Origin of the sequence: Legionella sp. 227 (assembly GCF_043161935.1) — a bacterium.
Taxonomy (GTDB): Bacteria; Pseudomonadota; Gammaproteobacteria; order Legionellales; family Legionellaceae; genus Legionella; species Legionella sheltonii.
Genome location: NZ_CP171154.1, coordinates 279,021 through 302,158, shown reverse-complemented (window position 1 = coordinate 302,158; position 23,138 = coordinate 279,021). Strand labels below are relative to the sequence as shown.

Here is a 23,138-nt window from a genome sequence, read left to right as displayed (position 1 = left end):
TCGTCTATGTCTTAGGAAACACAGGATACTAAACCATCCTTAATCTGTTTTAGTCCTTGCGCTACTTTTTCCATACTCAACGCATAACAAAAACGTAAGACATGTTTTCCTTTATCCGGGTTTAAATAAAATGAACGTCCAGGAACCACAGCAACTTTGGCTTGATCCAATAATATGCGCGTCATGGTCGCATCATCTTTAAAACCCATGCCAGAAAAATCAGCCATAATATAATAAGCTCCTTGAGGAACGGTCACATCAAAACCAATCTCACGTAATTCTCGAACTGTATGATCACGTTTTTCCAAATAGGTTTGACACATTTTTTGATAATAATTTTCTTGTAATTTAAAAGCGTCAATCGCCGCATGTTGTAAGGGGGTTGCAGGACACACGTAGACTAAGTCCTGAACCAGGGCCATTTTCGCAATGACATGTGCCGGACCGCTGGCATAACCTAAACGCCATCCCGTCATATTATAAGTTTTTGAACATCCTGAAATGGTGATCGTGCGTTCTTTAAAATTTTTCAAATGAGCAAACGACACATGTTTATAGCCAGGATAAGTAATATATTCATAAATTTCATCCGTGATTACTGCTAAATCATAGTGTTCTGCAATGTCACCAATGGCTAATAATTCCTGCTCTGAAAACACTTTGCCGCAAGGATTACAGGGGGTGCAAATGATAATTGCTCGGGTTTTAGGGGTAATCGCTTGTTCAAGATCCTCTATTTGAATGCTTAAGTCATGTAAATTAATGGGTACCGCTTTAACATGAACTTGATACAGCTCCAAAATATTTTTGTGGTAGCCATAGAAGGGTTCAAACAAAATCACTTCATCCCCTGGATTAAACAAAGACATCGTCGCACAAATAAATGCACCGGTAGAACCGTGAGTTACCAGAACTTCTGTTTCGGCCTGAACAGGAATTTTATTAAAGGTTTGAATTTTATGAGCAATGGCATGACGTAAATTAAATACTCCTTCACACGCGGAGTACACATTTTTTTCTTGTTCAATCGCACGTATTGCCGCTTGTTTAATGACCTCAGGTGTAGGTAAATCACAAATACCCTGACCTAAATTAATGCCGCCAATTTTTTCACACTCCGTGCTTGCCGCACGAATACCAGATTGCCGTAAAGTTTCACTCACTTGACTTGTTTTCAGCATGTTGCAGTTCCTCTTTGATTCTTAGTCCTGTATTAGAAAACGCTCTCTTCGATTACCATTAAAAATCGTTGCAATGTCTCAAGATGCTCATCCGCAAAATTTCTGTTCAAAAATAGAGGCATATAGGCAGGAAAGAATATCATTTAAAATTCCTTCACCCAAGAAGCACTTACTCTTAGCAATAGATATTTTATAGTTGGCAACAATTGGGTGTCTCTTTGCATCATGACTTATAACAATAAAGTCGTCCAGCTGAATTACAACATGAGCATGGCAAAGTTAAAGGTGGATGTATCGCCGCCCCTGAATCTAAATGACCATTCCTGTAGGGGGAATTTCTTTATTTAATTCATCAAAAATACCATTTTTAGAAAAAAGATCGTGTTCAAAGGTTTCTAATTTTCTGAGCGAGTCTGTTTTAGTATTAAAGAAAGTTCCAATATAGCCCTGTTCAGAGTAGATTGCTGTCAACACGCCTGGAATCACAGTAAGACCCGCAATAATTCCGGCTATTGCTTTGACACAAACGATAATTGCTTTCAATATGGGATTCAATTCATTATACCACCTTCCTCTGCCGCGAAAGTTGGCAAAATCATCTTTTGCGCTTGTTATTGCACTGTGACACTTTTGTTTGAAATGCTCAAAGCTTTTTTGTGAAATAGGATTATTGAAAAAATCAGCACCACTTTCGCTTAAGGTAGTTTTTAATGATTGAGCAAGTGGAGCGACACTCAAGTAATTTGGGTCAAACTCATGATTCGAAACAGGTCGTTCATCGGCAAAAGGAGATTCATAAGTAACCGTTCCTTTATGAACCAGCTCATGTAATTTATGTTTGAGCTCCCGTAGCAATTGATTATATTTATATTCTTCTCTTCTAATGGCCAACATCGCTGCGTATTTTTTTTCTACTTTAGGTAATGCCTGTTGAACTAAAGGTTGATCAAAGTGTTCTGATATATGGGTATTGATTCTTATGGTTAACCTATCTACCAGGGCTGAGAGATTATTATCAGCAATTTTATAGAGATTAAGTTTCGTTCTTACTAGAAGAAGTGATTCGAGATCAAATTCTGATAAGTTACCGGCTGCTACGAACAAAGAAGAGGATTGGATCGCTTTTTCAATATGGTGGTCGGGAATAATAACCGCACAGAGCGTATTATAATAATTATAAAATTCATGTTCCCCATCAACAACACTCCCTGGAAATTTATCAGCAATCGCATTGGCAATTAGAGAAAAATTAATTTGCTCTTCGTCGCTCATCAGAGCTTCGTTCCCATTAAAGGCAACGTCTTTAATGCCGAACTCCAGGGCTGAGACTTTTTGACCAACTGGAAAAAACACATTGCTGCTATGACCTGGACGAAAGACACATTTGAGCGACTTACCTTGTAGCAAAGGCAATACGCCTGCTGATTCAAACACTATGTATTCCATGATATCTAATTGTGCAAGTTGCTCTTCTTCGTAATGAAAACCTGCTTGGCTCAGTTGGCGATTAATCAGTTGATATAAGGACATAAGTTGCTACACCGAAATGAATAAAATAATAAATTGGCCAACTTTAACACGTACACAAGCCAATTTCATTTTAATTTCATTATTTATCATTGAGTTAACTATTTGTCTGGAATAAATACACACTATTCTTTGTAAAAATAATATTTTCTTAATAATTAAAAAGTATAATTTCGACACAATTTGTCTTTTATAAGATCTTATATGAGATCAAAATCGGAAATAGAAAACAATACGAATCCAGCTGATCAGTCAGTGATAATTATCAACCCTACTCAGTTGAGCCAAGAGCAGGTACCCTTCCTAAGAGATTTTTTGGAGGGTGATGATAATCTCGAAGTGTTTTTAAAAGATACAGTTTATACACATGAGCACATCCGATTTAAACTAACCCACGAACTGAATTGGCGCTTGGGAAAGGACGGTATCAGTGAATGTTTTGAGGTAATGAGAGACGGCCATGCAGCCAGCGGAAAATATGGACGTATTGACCTGATTGAGGGGAAGTTAATTTTTAACGAAAAGGGGCTTGAATTTATACCGACATCTTTAAAACCACAGAAAGAGAGAGTTAGAAAATTCATTTTCTTTAAGCAAGATAAAGAAGAAGCAATATGGCGTAAAAGCATAAAAGAGGAATATAAACGAACCAAACAAGCGGGTCATTTAAAAGTAAGGCAACCTGTCTTTTTTAGAGATAATGATGGAGCACTTTGTGCGTATTTAATCATTAAAAAAGCACCCGGGATTACCTTACATGATCTTTTGTATGGGGAGCCAAAGGAACCACTGGACACGCCAACACGAAAAGCAATCTCCCGCGCCATTCTCGAGGCATATTTAGAACAAGTATGGGGGAGAGGATTAGTACACAATGATATAGCTCTTAAAAATATAATGGTTGATCTTTCTAACCCTAAGTTGCCCATTGTGACTTTTATAGATTTCGCTTTTGCCAAGAAAATACAGGTTAACGATGCTGGCCCAATGATAAGGGGTACCCCGGTATATATGGCTCCCGAGCGATTCGAGGGAGATGGGAGTAGTACAGCGAGTGATGTGTTTGCTTTAGGGCACATTCTCGGTGAACTTTGGGGAGAACAAAGAAGCAAACCTAATCCTAAATTAGGCATAAAAGGAGTTTACCATGCAAGTAAAAAGGGTTCATTTGACAGCGATCTTATCTATCTTGAGGATTCCGAACTCAGTGAATACGAAAAAGATAAGATAATGCGTATGTTACTCCCAATGTTATCTCCGAATCCTGACACTCGGCCTAGACCTGAAGAAATAAAAGAAATTTTTATCATGAATGATGAGCATCTTGATGAACCAGTAGACGTTCATTCCCAAAATTATTTACCCTGAAAAGTTGACTCAAGTCATATAGCTGCCAAGCTGAGAATAAAAATGGCTACCCTCACGGTACAAACGGGTAGACTGTTAATACCTTTTGCTCCTTAAATGGTATGACCCATCATACCGGCTGCATATGACACTCAATTTATTCTAATAGCTGAAAATACCCTGTCCCGGGCGAGAGATTTGATTAAACAATAACGAACACATTCCCTGCAATCAAGTTTTATTATAAAGTCACTTGAATAAAGCTGCTGATTTTCTAGCTGATAAACTCTTTGATTGCGGCAATTGTAAATACTATATTATTTTACAAAATTACCCGAACCCTCTAAGGAAGGTCCCATGCGTCAGTTATTGATTACGATTTTTATTTTTTTGTTGTCTGATGTAGCATCTTCTGCACCCGTGTTCGAAATTATTCCTCTTGGGGTCTATGGCGGTTTAAAAGATGGAAATTTATCTGCTTACCTATTAAAAACAATTGAGAGCGAAAATTATACAGCTCTTGATGGGGGGACTTTGATGCGAGGGCTTGAAGTTACCGCCCACAAGCAATCGGTATTTAATAAAAATATTGACGATTTGCTGCAAAAACATATTCCCGCTTATCTCATTTCTCATGCACATCTTGATCATCTGATGGGGCTTGTAATGGCTCAACCCGAATTGCGAGAGCAGCAGACAATTATGGCTCGCGAAGAAACCATGCAGGCATTGCAGAAAAATATTTTTAATTGGTCTGTTTGGGGAAATTTTGGTGATAAGGGTGAAATTCCGCACTTGAATTATCAGCATTATCAAACCATGCCATTACTGCAATGGACTGCTATTCCTAATACCGATCTGCAGGTAAAAACGTTCCCTTTAAGTCATGGTGGAATGGCATCAAGCGCATTTTTAATACGTTATAAGACAGAATATATCTTATATTTTGGGGATACGGGTGCTGATCGCATTGAAAAATCGACAAATATGGGAACTATTTGGAAGGAGATCGCGCCACTCATACGAAATAAGCAGCTTCATGCCATCATGCTAGAGTGTTCCTTTTTAAACTCACAACCCGATGACAAATTATTTGGGCATTTAAAACCAAGTTTATTTATGTTTGAGTTGCGTCAATTGGCGTCAATTGTTGATCCTTTAGATTTAAAAAACGCACTACGAGGATTACCAATTATTGTGACTCACATCAAACCCAGATTAGTGGACTTTTCAAATTCGAAAGAGGATACAAGAAAGCAGGTTATTAATGAATTGTCCCAGGAAAATGATATCGGTGTCGAATTAATTAAACCTGAGCAAGGTACCATGTTAAGTTTATAATAGAGGTGATTTCACGGCGGCCGGGAAGTGTGCCGAATGTCTTAAGAAATCGTAGGTCAGAGACTGAATTTTGCAGGGGCTGTAATGCAAAATTCAAGTTCCAGCCTCCTTTTGTACTTTGTTGGATTGATTGTTTTGTTGGGAGCATAATGCCCAATCTCAACCCATACTTCTTTTGAATTATTCTATACTCTTACATATGCTAATTAAAGGAATGAGCTATGACACATGGAAGACCCGAGCCTGAAACAATTGATGATGCAATCATAAAAACTCTAAATAAATTATTAGAGCTTGAGATGGCGGGGGTTGTGCGCTATACCCACTACTCTTTTATGATATTTGGTTTTAATCGTATTCCTATCTGTAAATGGATGCGGGATCAGGCTCAAGAGAGCTTAAGTCACGCTCATTTAATAGGGGAGCTTATCACCCATTTTTCCTATCACCCTACACTTAAAATTGGCACATTATTAGAGACTCATGAGCATAATATCAGAACTATTTTGGAGGAGTCTCTTGAGCATGAGAAACAAGGTTTGAATTTGTATTATCAACTAGCACACCATTCAGAAAAAAAGTCAGTATTAGTTGAAGAGTTTGCCAGAAAAATGATTCAAGAAGAAGAAATGCATGTTGGCGAAATATATAAAATGCTTATGTCACCTGAAACCTTGAAAGATTAGGAGGTACTATTGAATAATCAAAAATTCATTTCTAGATGTTTTAGTGTTTAGGACCAAATTAATAAAGGATTAAATTATGCGATTCACTAAAAATGTAGGTTTTATTCTTCTCGCTGTTTACCTGATTATCGTAGCTCTTGGTGTTTTGGCTCCTGGAGTTGCAATTCCCAACACCATAACCGCTGTGGTTGCTTTGCTGGCTGCAATTTTTATACTCATAGGTAAATAAAGAAGCCCATGTACCCAGCCATTTTTATTGCGGTGCAGTAAATCAAGCAAACGTAGTCTGAGAAATGCAGTGGGAGCTGGGGTGGGGGTGTATGAACCTGCTCACAGGCTACGTTTGTTCGCTTCGCCGTCATTGCCGTTAATAACGAACTCTCGATTGGGAATTCTCAGCATAAAAGTGCTGGGGTTCTTGAATTAGCTCAAGCAATAAAGTCCAGTCAAGCTCTTGGCTCCATGGTTGTTCTTGTCTTGTTTTTATCAAATTATCATTTTAATATACCATTGGTTTATCTACATGCCTTAGTGTTTTTAAATGAATCATTGCGCATGATCAGAGTAGGTGGAAACCGCAGAACCAGTCTACATGTTGATTGTTAAGAAATCTCAATAGTTTCTAATCTCGGGGGGTACACATGGGTTTAGATTTTCAAAAATTTAGAGTGATTGAACTCACCTTAAATCGTGGTAATGGCAGGACTAAAGATTCCATACAGCGATTCAAAGACTTGGTAAAACCTATTCACTCAGTTTCTTGTGTCAGGCATATCTTTATCTTTAATGATGTTGAAGATCAAAAAGCTTTTGCTGAATTATTAGAAGAACTCAAAGATAAAAATAAAGCCTGCAAACTCATGACGGGCGTAGAGGCCTATAATTTTTTATTAAGCTGGATTGTAGGTGGCGAATATCGAGTTGCTAAGCCGGGATCTAAATTATCTTTGTATAATGACAATCATGTATTAGGGAAATTTAAAAAAAATTGGGCTTACTTTTTATCCACTCAAACAGATACTCAGCTAAAGCGGGAATACACCAAAATTATCTCCCCATTATTAGAAGAAGCTCATGAAATTCGAAAACGCATCGAGCAGGGCCTTTATGGTGTCGATACAAAACTCAGAAAAACGCTCGATATGGTGATCAATAATATTTGCTTTTCAAAAGAAAATGCACTTCCCGTTGCTTATGATCAAATGCATGAAAACAGAAAGCAATATGTATTGTCAGTGATGCAAATACTGCATAAAAAAATCAGATTAATTACCAATACTCTGCAAAAAGAGGCGTCTCCCTCTCAAAACGAGAAGTTGGCAAAAACAGGACATAGCAAACAAATGGCTTGTTCAAATCAACTCGAGTTGCTTAAAACGAATGTAAAAACCGCAGTCAGCGAAGGTTTATTAAAATACTCTAATAAAACAAACCGACAAATTCATCTTTTTTTCAAAAAAGAAGGTATGTTTTGCTCTGAGGAATTTAGAAAACAATCTTACAAAAAAGCTTGTGAAGAAAGCAGAGGCGATTATAAAGAATATTTATCAACTCAATACAGCAAAACGCTTTGAATCATTTTTAGGAAACCCTTGCGCTAAAAGATACCCAGATAATTAAAGTAAAACAAAATTTGATAAGGATAAGCTTGCACATTTTTAAGAAAAAAGGAAAATAATAAAAATTCTACAAACCTTTATAAAAGGCCATCGAGCGATGTTAATTATTTTTGGTGGGTTGCCGGGGACAGGAAAAACTACGATTTCTAAAATCATAGCCCAGCGTATAAAGGCAGTTTATCTCAGAGCAGATACCATTGAGCAGGCTTTAATTAACTTAGATGGCTATCCTGATTCATTGATAGTAGGTTCAGAGGGGTACTTTATCAGTTATGCAGTCGCTCGAGAGAATTTGGCCTTAGGTTTAAACGTGGTGGCCGACTCGGTTAATCCGATTGCAATAACACGCCAACATTGGCAGCAAGTTGCCAAACAAGCGGGAGCAGATTTTATAGAGATTGAACTCATTTGTTCTGATACAAGAGTTCACCAAAATCGGGTAGAAGGACGTATTGCTGATTTAGACGGGCACAAACTGCCTACATGGCAAGATGTTTTGGATCGCCACTATGAACCTTGGGAAAGCAAACAAATGGTGATTGATACGTCCCAATATTTAATCGATGAGTCAGTGGAGCTCATTATGAATTTTATAGTGAACCTTTGCGGGAGAAAGTAGCAACTGTCCTGGGCTTTTGTTCAAGACCGTCGGCTACGATGAAACATAGTCCCTATGCAGAAACTTGAAATCAATTATAGCCAGATGAAATAGAGCATCTAAGGACAGGGCTTTGATTTTTATTATGGTGTTCCTAATAAAAGGTCCTAGTTTCTAATGTTTCATATCTTGATTGGCGGAAGGAACCGTGCAATCTAGGTGTAGATAAAACCGATCAGTATTACAAAGAGCCAGATTGGAGCCACGATTTTTGATATACCATCGTAGTTCTTCCCTTTTTTCTTCATTTAAATGATTTGATTCTTCATATTCAGTCATTAATTCATTGAGTTGCTCTTTTAATAAAATGATATGTTTCCGTTGCGATGTAGTTAATGGATTTTTAAAAAAGGCAAATAGATTATCTACAGTGGCGTGCCGTTGAGTATATTCCTTTGAATGAATTATTTTTTCATAACATGCCTCAAGAAAATCAAGTTTTTCGCTCATAGTTGAGAACGTTTGAATCGAAGCTTCCAGTGCTTTTTTTGAGAAAGTACTTTCCAGATAAGTGCTTTTGAATTGCTTGGCGATTTGTTCCACTTCGTTCCTTACTTTTTCTGGATTCTTCTCGCCAAATTTAAGCTGCATGTCAATCAGCATAGGAATTATTTCTTTTACTGAGTTTTCATCAATTAATACTTCTTTGCCAAAATTTTTGAATTTAAGTATGGTTAAATTCTTATCCTCTCCATCAGTATATTTTCCAAATATCAATTTTTGAACGTTGTTAGTGATTGTATCTTTTTCAGGAATTAACTGGTCTTGAAGTGCATCAATTAATTGGCACATTTTTTTGAACTCAGTAGGAGAGGTTCTACCAAACAAACGATACTTCAGTGTAAGTATTTCAGTGTGCTTATGATGACTGGCTACTTCTTTCTTCTTCTCCTTGTCAATACCATCAAGCGTCTTTTGAAAAGCCTTAATTTGCTTGATTAACATACCATATGGATAGCCCAAACGATTAATATCGACGTGATAGAGTTTTTTCCAAACATCACTTTGATTCACCATATGCCAAACTATGGCAAATCCATCATCGCTGAACAGTGGAGGGTCGTAGCTTCTGAATAAACGCGCTTGATCCCGATCTTTACGATGAAGCATTTCAATGAAACGCTCTTCACCACTTTTCAATTTCATCTTTTTTGTGGGATGTACAAAGGCAAGAAACTCACGGTCTATCAATTCCCACATGGTTTTTGACCATTTTAGTTTCGTATGTTGAGAAATAATCTGATGCATATGATTTAACATCAGGTTGAAATCTGGTCTGAGGGTGCTTTGTATTTTCGCATGATACACATCATGCTCTGTTATTACTGGCATTGGAGTGTCAGCATAACCATGGATATCTGTTGTATGTGTTTCAACGCCACTATCATTGAGACTAATTGCTGTCGGCCTATAGTTATATTCAACGGCCTCTTTGACTGCATCAATTCCTACCTTTCCTATTTTGGCACGATTGGCAGCAGCTCCATGTGCTCCATACCTTGCAATTTGCAGTGCTTCAATAACACCCAAAGATAAGTAAAGATCATGTTCTTCTCCTTGATATGTTGCCCTATGCCAAGAACCATTTCTCAGTAGAGCATCTCCGAGTTGGATACGCGTGTTCGGTGGAGCAATAATTTTCGGATTATTTTTTGAAATAAAAAAAACTTGTTCTGATTTGGGGGCTGCTAAAATAAGGTAGCATAATCGTTCTTTCTGCTCCCTAGTCAGTGGTTCGCCATAGATGCTTTTTGCAATGGCTGGAAAGAGTAATTCAATAGCTTCTTGGGTAAGTTTCCCATCTTTAGCAAATATAGGAAACGTTTTCTCCAGAGGATATTCTTTAGGAATTTGAGCTCTGGCGAGTATTGTAGTCATTTGTTGTCGGGTGATTTTGTTCTGTTTGAAAAGCCATAACGCGTAAAAAGTATGATCCTCTTCGTTTAAGGCTGGATCTTCAAAATCACCAAGTGCAATTGCTTTTGCAACTCGTTCCAAGCCTTCTGCATTAAGAGTGATATGTGGCGGAATAGTAATTTTATTGCCATTTAAAAAGTCATCAAAATCATCAGAATGTAGGGTTCTTTCTGGATCTACAGGAAACTGCTTTGTATTGGGGTCTATGAACCCAGGATGTTTGTATTTAGCATTTTTATTTTCTCTAGGAGCAAACACGCGTAGTGTTGGATCAAAAGTGACATCAACACCTGGTGGAATTTCTGGCGAGAAAAAACGACCAAAAAATGATTGCCATACAGCAGTGGCATCTTCAATAGTACTAATTTCAGCGAAACCAAAATTATCAGGCATAAAATTTAATCAACTAAAAAAGAACACTTGGGTTGGTTATTATACTAAATAATTATTAGGATATGATTAACACTACGTGAATTAGCAGCTGGATCTGAAAGTATTGTCAATTTTTTAGCAATGATATTGAGTTTAATGGATAACTTGATTCAATCAGGTCTTGTGAAGGCGGAAATTTTTTCATTGAGTCAAGGGTAAAGGTGGTCCCAGAACCGGCAGTGGCTGCAGCAAATCCACTGGCTATATGGTGGTAATAAACAGTGAATGGTTTAATCTGAACTATAGCCTTACTCATAATCTATGGAAAAATATCTTTTATGAATGAAGTGAAGTACTTATGAAATTTAAATCTTATTTTGAGGTGTACTAACGTTCAAGAGTGTCGAATCCTCAGCCCATTCGCTCTTAACAAACTTAACCTCTTTAATTAAAAAATCAAGGCAATTAAACGAGGTAGGGCCAGATGTTTGACTCATGGCAAATTTAAGTTCCAATTTTGCTATTTTAAAATTAGGTGGATTTTCATTTAAAGCAGCGGTAACTTGATCTAATTTTTCATCAATAATTTTTTTATTTTGGCTACCCATTCGATACCTAGCAAACCATTGCCCCTTTATGTGGGCAGCATAGGCTTCTTTTATACCTGCAACGGCTTCTTTCAGAGTGTTCAAATCCCTGTGGGCTTCATCGGTTCCGCCTACTTCTAAATTTTTTACAGAGTCAGGAAGAACGTCTCTCATTGCCCTTAAAGGATGGGCTGCGAGCCTGTTTATGTCTGTGCAAAAAGAAAAGGTGTTTCCATAATATCGTGGAGTGGGTAATCCACCTAAATTTTGTGGAACGCGTAGCCCACTGACAATATCCATGTCTAGTCTGTAATTACAAAATTGAGCAAGAAGATTAGGGTGATTTTTAGTCAATGATCGGCCATGGAGTGAATCGATAGAGGCAGTATTGAATGTTCTCACATGTAATTTTCTTGAGTCTCGCAAGTCTTCATCTGTGTCATAGGCTCGAGCTCCGACATATTGAGCTATGTGTCCTCCTAGAGAATGTCCGACGATTATTATCTCTCTATTTGGAAAATCTTTTTTTGCTTTCTCATAAAAATCAAACGCTTTTTCCTGTAATTTTTTTCCTACTGTGCCAGTCAAGGTTAAATTAATATCAGAATACACGTCCTTAAAAGACGATGTTCCTCTATACGAGATGATAATAGGAGATTTGTCATCGTCTGGTTCAAGACAAACAGCCGCTAGACCTTCAGAGTTTACTGCTTCGGGATTTATTTTAGCTTGTATCTTATATCCTGCTTGAGCGATACCCTTTGTTAATCGCTTTGTATGGACGTAGCCTTCACTCGTTTCGTGTTCGTCATCGCGAAGCTTATTATCTTTTCCTTCAATACGATAAGCGAGATGTGCGGCATCGAGTAATAATCTAATAGTACATTTTGGCATAACAAATTCCACCCAACAAAGGACATTTCGTTTGTGAGAAAAAATACCTAATCGCTCATTATTTATTCTATCATCAGTGTTCGTTTTTGTAAAAATATTATACTTTTACTATATTTATTGTATCGCTTCGTAAATGGAATTTAAGAATGCCTCGACAGAAAGGAACACAGGAAGTAGCGATGAATTTAGAACCTTTTCATCATCCCAAAAGTAAGGCCTCAATGGAGAGTAGACTTCGTGATATTCTCGAGGCTATGGAGTCGGTGAGGCGAGGCGACCTGTCCAAACGCTTAAAAAAAGACCAGTATGATATTTTTGGCGAAATAGCTGATTCCTATAATAGTATGATGGAAGGATTAAGCAGTTTTACTTCAGAAGTAACCCGTGTTGCCCGTGAAGTGGGTACCGAAGGTAAATTAGGTGGTCAAGCACAGGTTCCAGGGGTCACGGGAACCTGGAAAGAACTAACCGATAACGTCAATGCAATGGCTGCAAATTTAACCAGCCAAGTACGTAATATTGCCCAAGTAACCACCGCCGTTGCCAGTGGTGATCTCAATCAAAAAATTACTGTCGAAGTAAAAGGTGAAGTATTGGAATTGAAAAATACAATTAACAAGATGGTGGATAATTTAAGGTCGTTTTCAGGAGAAGTAACACGGGTGGCAAAAGAAGTGGGTACCGAGGGTAAATTGGGTGGTCAAGCACAGGTTCCTGGTGTCACAGGCACCTGGAAAGAGTTAACGGATAATGTGAACGCGATGGCTGCAAACTTAACAAACCAGGTGCGCAATATTGCTCAGGTGGCAACCGCAGTGGCTAAAGGTGATTTGAATCAAAAGATCACCGTTGAAGTTCAAGGTGAAATGCTGCAACTGAAAGAAACACTGAATAAAATGGTAGATAGTTTGACCATCTTTGCGTCAGAAGTAACACGGGTAGCCAAGGAAGTGGGTACGGAAGGAAAACTCGGCGGCCAAGCACAAGTGCCAGGCGTTACGGGTACTTGGAAAGAATTAACCGATAATGTGAATGCGATGGCTGCTAATTTAACCAGTCAAGTACGTAACATTGCCCAAGTCGCGACGGCAGTCGCAAAAGGTGATTTAAATCAGAAGATTACAGTAGAAGTACTTGGTGAAGTGTTGCAATTGAAAGAAACAATTAACAGGATGGTCGATAGCTTAACCATCTTTGCTTCAGAAGTAACTCGGGTTGCAAAAGAAGTGGGTACCGAAGGAAAATTAGGTGGTCAGGCACAAGTACCCAATGTTACAGGTACTTGGAAAGAATTAACGGATAACGTTAATGCGATGGCTGCAAATTTAACAAACCAAGTGCGTAATATCGCGCAAGTTACCACCGCTGTTGCCAGCGGCAATTTGAATCAAAAAATTACCGTTGAGGTGAGAGGTGAGGTATTAGAATTAAAAAATACCATCAACGACATGGTCGATAACTTAAGATCATTTTCAGGTGAAGTAACGCGGGTCGCGAAAGAGGTGGGTACTGAAGGTAAATTAGGCGGTCAAGCACAGGTTCCTGGGGTAACTGGAACATGGAAGGAATTAACCGATAATGTGAATGCGATGGCGGCAAATTTAACCAGCCAAGTGCGTAATATTGCTCAGGTCGCCACGGCGGTTGCGGATGGCGATCTGAATCAAAAAATAACCGTTGAGGTCAGTGGAGAAATTCTTCAACTTAAAGAAACACTGAACAAGATGGTGGATAACTTAAATCTCTTTGCTGCTGAAGTAACACGTGTTGCTAAAGAAGTGGGTACCGAAGGAAAATTAGGTGGCCAGGCTTCAGTGCCGGAAGTCGGTGGTACCTGGAAAGAATTAACCGCCAACGTTAATGCGATGGCCTCTAACCTGACGGATCAAGTACGTAATATTTCAAAAGTTGCGATTGCAATCAGTGCAGGGGATTTGACGCAAAAAATTACTGTTGAGGCTAAAGGGGAAGTGTTACTGCTCAAAGAAACCATCAACAAAATGGTGGATGACCTTAATCGCTTAGCGAGTGAAGTATCCCGTGTGGCGCAAGTAGCGGGTAAAGAAGGCAGATTAAATGAACGCGCTAATGTTGAAGGTGTTGGAGGCAGTTGGAAAGATATTGTTGATAAATTAAATAACCTCCTGAATTCCATTGCTACACCCGTGCAGGAAGTTATTCGTCTTGCGGTCGCACTATCCATGGGCGATGTGTCGCAACGAGTCAGTATTGAAACCCAGGGTGATATCAGAACATTATCTGATGCATTGAATAAGTCTTTTGATGATTTAGGCGCATTAATTCGTTTTGCTATGGACAGTTCGACTAAAGTTTCTGGGGCGTCAGTACAATTAGCGGATATCTCAAAGCAGGTTAGTAGTACTTTGCAACAAGCGGCGAGTACCACACAGCAAATAGCTGTTGGGGCGAAAGAACAGGCGAAAAAACTGGAATCAAGTACGCGGATTGTTACAGAACTGTCTAAATCCATTCAACAAGGGGCCACAAATTCACGTAGTGCAGCGGAAGTAACCCAAGAAGCCGCAAAACTGGCAAGCAGGGGTACTGATGCAGGAAAACAAGCGGCAACCAGGCTTAAGTCTATTGATGATATTGTGAAATCCAATACGGATACAGTAAAAGATTTGGATAAGCGAGCCAAAGAAATTGGGGTTATTGTCGGTACGACAAAAGGTATTGCCGATCAAACAAACCTTTTAGCATTAAATGCAGCAATAGAAGCTGCTCGTGCCGGCGAAGCAGGTCGAGGATTTGCTGTTGTGGCCGACGAAATTAGGAAGCTTGCTGAAGGGACTAAAAAAGCAGCAGTACAAATTGAGGGTATGGTGAATACCATTCTTGAGTCGACCACACAAGTGGTAGAAGGGATGACCACTGGTACGCAGAAGGTCACTGAATCCATCGATATTGTCAATGAAGCGTTAAGAATTCTTAGCCAAATTAGTTCGGGTACCCAGGAAATCACAGTTAAGGCTCAGGAAATTTCAACTGCAACATCGGAGCAAGCCAAGGCAGCCCTTGCTGTTGCAAAAACAACAGAAGAAATCTCGGCGACATCAGAGCAAGCAGCAGTTGGTGCCGAGCAGATGTCCTCGTCAATTCAGCAACAAACTGCCAGTATGCAACAAATGACGGTGTCCGCTTCGAATTTATCAGTTCTGTCTGATGAGTTAAGAACGGCTCTGAAACGATTTAAAGTAGCCTACATGGCTTCTGAAGCACACGTGCTCAGGGGTGAATAATGCCGAATAGATCATCATCAACTCTTAAAACAAAAGAACAACAATTAGTGCAACTCATTGTCTTTCGATCAGGAAATGAAGAGTTTTGTATACCAATCAGTGACGCCCAAGAAATTATCAAGGTCGTTCCTATCACTCCTATTCCTGATTCGCCATATTTTATACGTGGGTTGATCAATGTGCGTGGCGATATTGTAGCGATTATTGATATTAAGAGCCTATTTTTTCTTCCCACTGCCGTTAACGATAATCCAAAGCATATCATTATTACAAAACAAAATAGTGGGATTTTTGGTCTAATGGTTGATGAAGTAGTGGAAGTTTTACGTGTAAACGGTGCGGATATTAATAAAAATCCTTCCAGCATAATAAATATTCATGAAAAATATGTGGGAGGGGTCGTGATTGATGAAAATCGTCTAATTATTTTATTAAATTTAGCGAGTATTTTAGCGCAAGAGGAACTTATAAAGCTATCCGCCTTAGAACGTTATTAAACGAATGATTGTAAGTGTTCACGACGATACGTCACCCGAATGTAGTGAGGGAGCTCCAGCATATGGTATGAGCATCAATGTGAATAAGATGCTCAAACAAGAGCTCCTTCGTCGTAAACTCTTCAAAATGACGAGATTGTGAACGAATACGAAATGATTTCTCGGGAAACTCTGACGATCGGGATTTCGAGAGAACTAAATCGATCTCATTTGAGGAGAATACGATGGGTAAGAAGGTGATGATTGTAGATGATTCCGATTTCATGCGGACAATCTTAAAAGATATTTTAAATAAACAGTTCGCAGATCTCGATATCACAGAGGCTGATGGCGAAAAAGCTGCCTTACTCTTACTCAAAAAAAAATCACCCGATCTCGTACTACTCGATGTGATCATGAATGCAAGTGAAGTAGAAGGAATTCAGCTCTTAGAAAGCATTCATAATCAATATCCACACATCATTGTATTCATGGTGACATCCGTTGGTCATGCTTCGATTAAGGAACGGTGCAAATCTCTGGGAGCAAGAGGATACATTCAAAAACCATTTGAGATTGAGCAAATTAAAAAAGAACTAAAAAAATATTTATAACTCACCATAGGATGTCGTTAATGAATGATGACATGAATAAATACATAGAGGATTTTCTTATTGAGGCAAATAATCATATTAAAAATATGAACTTAGCACTTATTAATTGGGAAAAAAAACAAGATAATAAGAAAAACCTACAAGACATTTTTCGCAGCGCTCATACATTCAAAAGTATTTCTGCAACTATGGGATTTCAAAAAATAGCAAAATTAAATCATGCTATTGAAGATTTACTCGATGCAATTCGTACCCAAAAAATTCCACTCAAACTTTGCGTTAATCTTTTATTTAATTGCTTTGATTTTTTAAAAGAAGCCTTAAAAGAAATCTCAGAAGGAAAGCCTGAGCCTGCTACCGAGACAATGATTAAACAAATTAACAGTGTTTTATCCGATGATGAGAAGCACACTGCTGATCTATCTGCCATCAAATCATTGGGTCCCTTGGAATCGGTTACCAGCATCGAAGTTAAAGTTGACCGCCTAGATAAATTGCTCAATCTGACTAAAGAATTGCTTATTAATAAAATGAGATTGGACAGTTTAAGTGAGACGATTCAATCCCCTGAACTAGCTACAACAGTAGCTATGCTGAATCAAACACTCAATGAGTTACAGTATTACGTCATGCAAATTCGACTGGTGCCTATAGGATTTGTATTCGATCGTTTTTCCCGTATGGTCAGAGATCTCGCGAAACAGCAAAAAAAGCAGGTAGAATTACGCACAGAGGGCAGAGATATTGAGGTCGATCGTTCATTAATCGACGCTATAAGCGAGTCTCTGGCTCACCTAATCAAAAACGCAATTGATCATGGTTTAGAATCTTCCGACATTAGAAAGGCAGAAAAGAAACCGACAGAAGGAAGCATCAATTTAAAAGCAAAACGCCATAAAGAATCAGTAGTCATTGAAGTGAGCGATGATGGTGCTGGACTTAATCTCGAGGCCATCAAAAATATTGCGATAAGGCGCAATTTATTACCTACAACAGCTTCAAAACCAGAAGTAACAAACGCTATTTTTTATGGGATTTCCACTACAGAAAAAGTCACAGATATTTCAGGAAGGGGTCTGGGTTTGTCTATTGTTAAGCAGACCATTGAATCCATTAACGGGAGGATTGAAGTCGCAACTGAAAAGGGAAAAGGGACTCAATTTACGATAAAGATTCCTTTAACCTTAACCGTTATTCTTGTTTTATTGGTACGTCAAGGCAATCAGATTTATGCACTTCCTATAAACAGCATAGAACGTTTAATCACGATATCGTGTCAGGAGACAGCCGCTCTCTTGCATCAAGAAGCTTTTGTGTATGAGCAAATAAATGTCCCTCTTTTGCGCTTGTCCGTTCTTTTTAAGGAAAAGGTAGCTGCAGAAGAACGCCAGTTTATTGTTGTCTTAAGAAAAGAAGAAGAGTTATTAGGTTTGGTTGTAGACGCGCTGCTAACCACAGAAGAAATTATTACTCAACCGATTAATCCAATCATTCGAGGTAGTAAGTTGTTCTCTGGGACGGCATTATTAGGATCAGGTGAGACGATTTTAATTATGGATGTCGACGAGCTTTTCCTATGTTTAAATCAAAAACATACAGGATAAATCATGATGAAGATAGAGAAACGATTCAACGAATTAATGAGTTTCGCAGCAACAGAAGCGACCTTTGCCCTATCAAAATTATTAAGCCAACAGATGACGTTAACAAGTGCCGATGTCAGCGTCAAAGTCACTGAGGTACAAAGCATCATCAAAGAGAGTATTAAAGAGGAGATCGCTCAAATTAATCCTGACTTGGGAGGAGCAATAATAATGACTACTCCTTTGCTTGGCACTTTAGAGGGCTTTGGTTCCTATATTTTACCAAGAACCTCCGCTTTAAGAATCTGTGATGTTCTTTTACATAGACCACTTGGTTCAACAAGACAAATAGAGCGTCTCGAAGAATCAGCCCTCTTGGAGACGGGGAATATAGTTGTAGGTTGTTTTTTAAATGCTTTAGGCTATGTATCAGTACTTGATAATATTTTGCATAAAAAAATGACTCTGACGGTGAGCAGCAATAATGAGATTCCTAATTTTAACGAGATAAGTTCTAATGATGTATATAGAGTTCGTATTAACTTTTATATGAAACATATTGTTGAGAATCAACATCAGCCTATTGATATTAATGGAATATGTGTTTTTTTCTTTGACAGTGCTAAAGTTACCGCACTATTAAATATGCCGCACAATCCTGAAAAAAGCTGTTGAAATCGGCGTCGATTTTACTGCTTTTTTCAGCGTTTTTGTCAGACATTTCTCTGAAATAAATCGCTTTGCACAACCCGTCTTTTGCTTATTCACTACGAATTTACCAAGAAAAGAAAAAAGTAAAGGCAGTTAATAATAAATTAAGATTAAAATGGTACTATATTGTTGTAGCGGTATTAAGTCTCCTAGGTTATAAATCACATTTTTATCGCTACATTTAACTTCTTCAAGAATTCTCCTGCCGCAAATTCAATTCAAAAAACCACTACGACTTCATATTAGAAAACTATTATATTCGTTGGCCCGGATTAGCACAGTGTAATCCGGCCTTAGCGTTAAGGTCGTTGCTATTAACTTTTAGTGCATGTTTGGGTGCCGGTGTCTTTTCCGGATTGAGATATCCAGTTGCCTTGCAAAGACCCGTCTGGTTTTATTGCAAGAGATAATACACCTGAAATCGTGTTATCGGTGACGCCCCAAAAAGAAGTAGTCAAAAAATTATTGACATTCGAACTCATTAATCCCGTACCATAAAGTACTGGATTACCGGTACTATCATCCCATTCTGAGTTATAAGTATCGCCAGTCTGCGATATAGTAAGGGTAAAGTTTTTATTAGCCAATAAAGAGCCATTCCATTGGCATTGATAACTCCCAACAGGAGATGGAGATGTGCTGACAGTTTTATTGTCAGCATAAACTGTTGTGATAATGAAGTATAATATGGCTGTTAAAGAGATACCTGCCAATGCTGCTTTCATAACAAACTCCTTTTGTTAATTCACCAAAATACATCAGTCACTTTATGATGATTTTTTACAACTAAATGTAGCGGCCTGATTCTTATTATTTTGTACCCATTTACCCTCCAGTGTACCATCTGGTTTGATGAGGAGGTATTGGGTAAAAGTAGTTGTGAGATCTTTAGACCACCAAAATATAAATGAGAATGCATTATTTATATCTTTGTTTTGCAAACCAACCCCAACAATACTTGGTGTGGTGTCATGTATTCCTTTTTTGGACATTCTATAATTATTGTCACTGCTTTTTTTAATGGTAAGTACTTCTGTGCCATCTGTCGGGTTAGAAAAAGGATCACGAAAATTGCATAAATAGGTGCCCGAAATATCGGGTGTTGAAGTTTGAGTTGCAGGTGCATCTGCAAAGGCAGTAGGTAAAAATGAGAGACAACCTAATGTTCCAAGTATTATTTTGAACGAAACCCTATTCATAGAAATCATAACAAACTCCTTTTAAATAATCTGTTCAACATCCCTGCATTTAGAAATTGAGTCGTAAAATATTATAGATGATCTTTCATAAACGTGCAGGGTAATCATTAATCAATATGAAAATACGAAAACGTGGTCAACCCTCATAGGTCAAATCAAGGAGAATTAGACCGCAATGGAGATGCAGAGAGCAAAAAGAAAGCAGAGGATAGGGAAAGGTCTACAGGTGAAGAGTACAAAAGTTTTCTTAAAATTATGGATGAACATCGAGGTCGAGGATTGGGGCCAGTTTCTCATTCTAAATGCTATGAGCATTTTTCCAAACATGGGCTAAAAGATAAAGGGGCAATGAGGATTTCTAAAAAATAGTATTCATTAAGTAACTTTATATTTTCAAAACTATTTTTAACAACCATATAATCCCAACTTAGAGCTATAATTAATCATTATGAGCAAAAGAGATTGAATATGCCCTATACAACAAAGCTATTAAATGCAAAAAACGAAGAATTGGCTTTTCAAACTGTAGTGAAACCTTCACAACGAGGTAAAAAGCATCAGGTTTTTGAAGTTTATACTGGTGAAGGTAAAGATCGTAAACTTGTGGGAGTGATGGATTATAATCTGAGGCCTCACTGCATTCACATTAATCGTATGGATAACTTTCAAAATGGATTTCCTCCCACAGATACTGGCTTTATCAAACACATGGGCTATTTATTTCTTGAGCATGCATTTCGTGAGAGTTTTGCCAGGGGATTTCAGGGGAAATTGGAGTTAGAAGCCATTGAAAAATCGCCTATTGTCTATTTCAAATTTGGCATGAGAAAAGACAGTCGCATGGCCTGTGAAATGGCCGATTTATTCAATGCCATCAATATGATAGAAAATTTTAATGAATCAATGCCTCTGGATCAACGAAAGTCATTCCGCACTGAACTTTTTGAACGCTTGTGTTTTGGAGATAAGCTGTTTAACAAAGATGATCTGGAAACAAAGAAAGCATTTGAAAATGCAATTGATAAAATGCTTGTAGGCGAAACGAAAGGACAGATAGTCGAAGCCAAAGAAGAGTTACTTCAATTGATTGAGAAGCGAATGAAATTAATGAAGGAAACTTTCTGGGGTGTGCCTTATCAATTATTACTTGATAGTGCCGCGTTACACTTAGCGATTCCAAAAGATCAAAGTGATACCCTCACTTTTAAACAAGTGATTGAGTATGGCTGTCAGGATGCTGAAAATATCCAATTTTCTAATTGGTTAACAAGCCCAGAAACCGCAAAATTATCCGCAGAAGAATTTGCCTCTCAATATTCATTGCAACTTATAAAGTCCAAAATGCAAACCTCAATGCATCTTCCTGAAGCATGGAGGCAAAAAAAGATGCTTGAACTTAAGATTGATCCGCAAAAACCATTTGAGGGCATAGAACATCATGAAGATAAACGGCTTCCAGTAATCGAAAAAATGATTGAAAAAAGTAACAAAGTATCTTCGTTAATCCAAATAAGTTTTCTGCTAGAGGATCTTAAAATGAAACTTCTTTCAGGAAAAGATGACCATTCTGAGTCTTTAATAAAAGACATTGAATTAATAAAAACAAAAATTGAGCAGAAAAAAAAGACGGCTTCCAAAGTCGATAAAGAAGAAGAGTCTGAAGCGAGACCATTTTCTTTTTGGACAAAGCCACCGGACGTTTATGCTGAATTGGTGGACTTGGTAGGGCAACTTGAGCAGATTGCAAAAAGCTCATCGAAGTTGACGCCAAACTAAGCAAAAAATCAATTAACAAGCTCGTCCTTCTCAAGGTGTGCAAATACCGATATAATTGCACAACGATTAAATATATTCTGCAATAGATAATCGTCTACTATCTCGATTTTAAGAAGAAGTCATTATGACAGCCACCAAATTTCAGCTACCGCTTGTAACTCTCATTGTTATCTCCCTATTAGGATGTTGCATGGAAATCGATATTTCCTTACCCAGCTTTCCTAGCATTATGACTTTTTTCGGTAGTACAGAAGCTCAAGTCCAAAGCACTTTAAGCCTTAATTTTTTAGCATTCTGTCTCTCGGGTTTGTTGTACGGCCCATTATCGGAAACTTTGGGGCGACGTGGTTTAATGATTTTTGGAGCAACCTGTTTCTTAATTGGAGCAGTGGGGTGTGTGTTTTCGTTTTCTATATACCAACTCATGTTTTGGCGTTTTATTCAAGGTTTAGGCGCCAGCAGTACTTTAGTGATAGGTTTTGCGATGATCTCTGATCGGTATAGTGGCGAAGTGGCAGCACGTTATATTGGTAAAATTAACGCCTATGTTACTATTTTTATGGCAGCAGCTCCTATTTTAGGCAGTGCCATTATCAACTATTTTACTTGGCGAGCGAATTTTTCCTTCATCGCAATTATTGCCCTGATTTCATGGTTTTTTCTGATTTGGCAATTACCAGAAACCAAATCGGAAAAGCAACCTCTAGAGATTTTGAAGATATTAAAAGACTATTGGACCGTTTCTACTCATGGAAAATTTTTAATCTATGCCAGCATGCCCAATATGTTAGTGACAGCGTATTTAACTTTTGTCGGTAGTGCGTCGTTTTATTACATAAATACGTGTAAATTATCTTATTTCCAATTTGCCCTGCAACAAGGGATAATTGTATTGTTGTTTTCGCTGACCAGTTTTTATGCTGAAAAAGTGATCGCAAGAATTGGCAGTCGCAAAGCAGTCCATTTTGGGATGATGTGTTGTGCAATATCCATTGTGTTGTTTACTTATTTTGCGTTCCAATATCCCGACTCACCCCGTTTGATTACCTTTTCAATGTGTTGGATGGCGGTTGGTTGTGCATTTCCAATGAGCGTGACTTTTGCACAATCTTTAGAAATTTTACCTCATCACAAGGGGGCCTGCTCTTCATTCATTATGTCAACACGTTTGTTTATTTCATCCGGAGCCGTTGCTTTAACTGGTCTTCTCTTCGATGGTTCGATGCGTCCTGTTGCCCTTGTTATTGATGGGGCGATCATTCTAGGAATTGGCATGTATTTTATTATTGAGCGAATGATGCTTCCTAAGAAAAGCGTATTGGAAGTAGCTTGAGATTAGTTGTATAGGCTGCACAATTTAAATGTTGGGTCTTAGCCTATCGCCGCC

General features: G+C 38.2%; 19 protein-coding genes. 13 read left to right on the top strand and 6 right to left on the bottom strand.

Annotated features, from left to right (window positions below):
- Window positions 1-11: 11 nt before the first annotated feature.
- Complete coding sequence (locus ACF8MK_RS01175; protein WP_392537836.1) at window positions 12-1,181, bottom strand: pyridoxal phosphate-dependent aminotransferase; 1,170 nt, start codon at window positions 1,179-1,181, stop codon at window positions 12-14.
- Between the two features lie 309 nt (window positions 1,182-1,490).
- Window positions 1,491-2,711: a hypothetical protein gene (locus ACF8MK_RS01170; protein ID WP_392537835.1), complete on the bottom strand. Its 1,221-nt coding sequence runs from the start codon at window positions 2,709-2,711 to the stop codon at window positions 1,491-1,493.
- A 201-nt stretch (window positions 2,712-2,912) separates the two neighbouring features.
- Here ACF8MK_RS01170 and ACF8MK_RS01165 point away from each other — a divergent pair, with 201 nt between their 5' ends.
- The 6 genes from ACF8MK_RS01165 to ACF8MK_RS01140 all read left to right on the top strand — a co-directional run bounded on the left by ACF8MK_RS01165 (window position 2,913) and on the right by ACF8MK_RS01140 (window position 8,320).
- Window positions 2,913-4,076, top strand: a complete 1,164-nt coding sequence (locus ACF8MK_RS01165; protein ID WP_392537834.1) for a protein kinase — start codon at window positions 2,913-2,915, stop codon at window positions 4,074-4,076.
- Window positions 4,077-4,412: 336 nt separating this feature from the next.
- Window positions 4,413-5,396, top strand: coding sequence for an MBL fold metallo-hydrolase (locus ACF8MK_RS01160; RefSeq protein ID WP_392537833.1), 984 nt, complete (start codon window positions 4,413-4,415; stop codon window positions 5,394-5,396).
- Between the two features lie 221 nt (window positions 5,397-5,617).
- On the top strand, window positions 5,618-6,082 hold the full coding sequence (locus tag ACF8MK_RS01155) for a bacterioferritin (RefSeq protein WP_265704318.1): 465 nt from the start codon (window positions 5,618-5,620) through the stop codon (window positions 6,080-6,082).
- 76 nt (window positions 6,083-6,158) lie between these two features.
- Window positions 6,159-6,311 carry a hypothetical protein gene (locus tag ACF8MK_RS01150; protein ID WP_392537832.1) on the top strand — a complete coding sequence of 51 codons (153 nt, stop codon included), beginning with the start codon at window positions 6,159-6,161 and terminating at the stop codon, window positions 6,309-6,311.
- A 412-nt stretch (window positions 6,312-6,723) separates the two neighbouring features.
- Window positions 6,724-7,656: a hypothetical protein gene (locus ACF8MK_RS01145; RefSeq protein WP_392537831.1), complete on the top strand. Its 933-nt coding sequence runs from the start codon at window positions 6,724-6,726 to the stop codon at window positions 7,654-7,656.
- A gap of 142 nt (window positions 7,657-7,798) precedes the next feature.
- Window positions 7,799-8,320: an AAA family ATPase gene (locus tag ACF8MK_RS01140; protein WP_392537830.1), complete on the top strand. Its 522-nt coding sequence runs from the start codon at window positions 7,799-7,801 to the stop codon at window positions 8,318-8,320.
- Between the two features lie 153 nt (window positions 8,321-8,473).
- Here ACF8MK_RS01140 and ACF8MK_RS01135 read toward each other — a convergent pair whose 3' ends face one another.
- Entirely contained in the window at window positions 8,474-10,669 is a 2,196-nt protein-coding gene (locus ACF8MK_RS01135) for a hypothetical protein (protein WP_392537829.1), read from the bottom strand.
- Between the two features lie 344 nt (window positions 10,670-11,013).
- Window positions 11,014-12,129, bottom strand: a complete 1,116-nt coding sequence (locus tag ACF8MK_RS01130) for an Mbeg1-like protein (RefSeq protein ID WP_392537828.1) — start codon at window positions 12,127-12,129, stop codon at window positions 11,014-11,016.
- Window positions 12,130-12,275: 146 nt separating this feature from the next.
- Here ACF8MK_RS01130 and ACF8MK_RS01125 point away from each other — a divergent pair, with 146 nt between their 5' ends.
- The 5 genes from ACF8MK_RS01125 (at window position 12,276) to ACF8MK_RS01105 (ending at window position 18,740) form a co-directional block, all read left to right on the top strand.
- Entirely contained in the window at window positions 12,276-15,392 is a 3,117-nt protein-coding gene (locus ACF8MK_RS01125) for a HAMP domain-containing protein (protein ID WP_265705034.1), read from the top strand.
- Entirely contained in the window at window positions 15,392-15,889 is a 498-nt protein-coding gene (locus ACF8MK_RS01120; RefSeq protein WP_392537827.1) for a chemotaxis protein CheW, read from the top strand. Before ACF8MK_RS01125 ends, ACF8MK_RS01120 begins: the two co-directional genes overlap by 1 nt.
- 224 nt (window positions 15,890-16,113) lie before the next feature.
- Complete coding sequence (locus tag ACF8MK_RS01115) at window positions 16,114-16,482, top strand: response regulator (protein ID WP_392537826.1); 369 nt, start codon at window positions 16,114-16,116, stop codon at window positions 16,480-16,482.
- A 20-nt stretch (window positions 16,483-16,502) separates the two neighbouring features.
- Window positions 16,503-18,086, top strand: a complete 1,584-nt coding sequence (locus ACF8MK_RS01110) for a chemotaxis protein CheA (protein WP_392537825.1) — start codon at window positions 16,503-16,505, stop codon at window positions 18,084-18,086.
- A 3-nt stretch (window positions 18,087-18,089) separates the two neighbouring features.
- A complete protein-coding gene (locus ACF8MK_RS01105) occupies window positions 18,090-18,740 on the top strand; it encodes a hypothetical protein (protein WP_392537824.1) in 651 nt (216 codons plus the stop codon).
- Window positions 18,741-19,090: 350 nt separating this feature from the next.
- On the opposite strand, the gene ACF8MK_RS01100 is transcribed toward ACF8MK_RS01105, so the two are convergent.
- Both ACF8MK_RS01100 and ACF8MK_RS01095 read right to left on the bottom strand, forming a co-directional pair.
- Entirely contained in the window at window positions 19,091-19,501 is a 411-nt protein-coding gene (locus tag ACF8MK_RS01100) for a hypothetical protein (RefSeq protein ID WP_392537823.1), read from the bottom strand.
- A 42-nt stretch (window positions 19,502-19,543) separates the two neighbouring features.
- Window positions 19,544-19,984: a hypothetical protein gene (locus ACF8MK_RS01095; protein WP_392537822.1), complete on the bottom strand. Its 441-nt coding sequence runs from the start codon at window positions 19,982-19,984 to the stop codon at window positions 19,544-19,546.
- 459 nt (window positions 19,985-20,443) lie between these two features.
- On the opposite strand from ACF8MK_RS01095, the gene ACF8MK_RS01090 reads away from it, so the two are divergent.
- Both ACF8MK_RS01090 and ACF8MK_RS01085 read left to right on the top strand, forming a co-directional pair.
- Window positions 20,444-21,751: a hypothetical protein gene (locus tag ACF8MK_RS01090; RefSeq protein ID WP_392537821.1), complete on the top strand. Its 1,308-nt coding sequence runs from the start codon at window positions 20,444-20,446 to the stop codon at window positions 21,749-21,751.
- Between the two features lie 190 nt (window positions 21,752-21,941).
- The gene (locus ACF8MK_RS01085; RefSeq protein ID WP_392537820.1) at window positions 21,942-23,084 is read left to right on the top strand and encodes a multidrug effflux MFS transporter; all 1,143 of its coding nucleotides are present in this window, start codon (window positions 21,942-21,944) and stop codon (window positions 23,082-23,084) included.
- The last annotated feature ends 54 nt before the right edge of the window (window positions 23,085-23,138 follow it).

Bases quoted from the DNA above. Each gene is read 5' to 3' on its own strand.
- ACF8MK_RS01175 (WP_392537836.1), bottom strand. From the start codon at position 1,181: ATGCTGAAAACAAGTCAAGTGAGTGAAACTTTACGGCAATCTGGTATT.
- ACF8MK_RS01170 (WP_392537835.1), bottom strand. From the start codon at position 2,711: ATGTCCTTATATCAACTGATTAATCGCCAACTGAGCCAAGCAGGTTTT.
- ACF8MK_RS01165 (WP_392537834.1), top strand. From the start codon at position 2,913: ATGAGATCAAAATCGGAAATAGAAAACAATACGAATCCAGCTGATCAG.
- ACF8MK_RS01160 (WP_392537833.1), top strand. From the start codon at position 4,413: ATGCGTCAGTTATTGATTACGATTTTTATTTTTTTGTTGTCTGATGTA.
- ACF8MK_RS01155 (WP_265704318.1), top strand. From the start codon at position 5,618: ATGACACATGGAAGACCCGAGCCTGAAACAATTGATGATGCAATCATA.
- ACF8MK_RS01150 (WP_392537832.1), top strand. From the start codon at position 6,159: ATGCGATTCACTAAAAATGTAGGTTTTATTCTTCTCGCTGTTTACCTG.
- ACF8MK_RS01145 (WP_392537831.1), top strand. From the start codon at position 6,724: ATGGGTTTAGATTTTCAAAAATTTAGAGTGATTGAACTCACCTTAAAT.
- ACF8MK_RS01140 (WP_392537830.1), top strand. From the start codon at position 7,799: ATGTTAATTATTTTTGGTGGGTTGCCGGGGACAGGAAAAACTACGATT.
- ACF8MK_RS01135 (WP_392537829.1), bottom strand. From the start codon at position 10,669: ATGCCTGATAATTTTGGTTTCGCTGAAATTAGTACTATTGAAGATGCC.
- ACF8MK_RS01130 (WP_392537828.1), bottom strand. From the start codon at position 12,129: ATGCCAAAATGTACTATTAGATTATTACTCGATGCCGCACATCTCGCT.
- ACF8MK_RS01125 (WP_265705034.1), top strand. From the start codon at position 12,276: ATGCCTCGACAGAAAGGAACACAGGAAGTAGCGATGAATTTAGAACCT.
- ACF8MK_RS01120 (WP_392537827.1), top strand. From the start codon at position 15,392: ATGCCGAATAGATCATCATCAACTCTTAAAACAAAAGAACAACAATTA.
- ACF8MK_RS01115 (WP_392537826.1), top strand. From the start codon at position 16,114: ATGGGTAAGAAGGTGATGATTGTAGATGATTCCGATTTCATGCGGACA.
- ACF8MK_RS01110 (WP_392537825.1), top strand. From the start codon at position 16,503: ATGAATGATGACATGAATAAATACATAGAGGATTTTCTTATTGAGGCA.
- ACF8MK_RS01105 (WP_392537824.1), top strand. From the start codon at position 18,090: ATGATGAAGATAGAGAAACGATTCAACGAATTAATGAGTTTCGCAGCA.
- ACF8MK_RS01100 (WP_392537823.1), bottom strand. From the start codon at position 19,501: ATGAAAGCAGCATTGGCAGGTATCTCTTTAACAGCCATATTATACTTC.
- ACF8MK_RS01095 (WP_392537822.1), bottom strand. From the start codon at position 19,984: ATGATTTCTATGAATAGGGTTTCGTTCAAAATAATACTTGGAACATTA.
- ACF8MK_RS01090 (WP_392537821.1), top strand. From the start codon at position 20,444: ATGCCCTATACAACAAAGCTATTAAATGCAAAAAACGAAGAATTGGCT.
- ACF8MK_RS01085 (WP_392537820.1), top strand. From the start codon at position 21,942: ATGGAAATCGATATTTCCTTACCCAGCTTTCCTAGCATTATGACTTTT.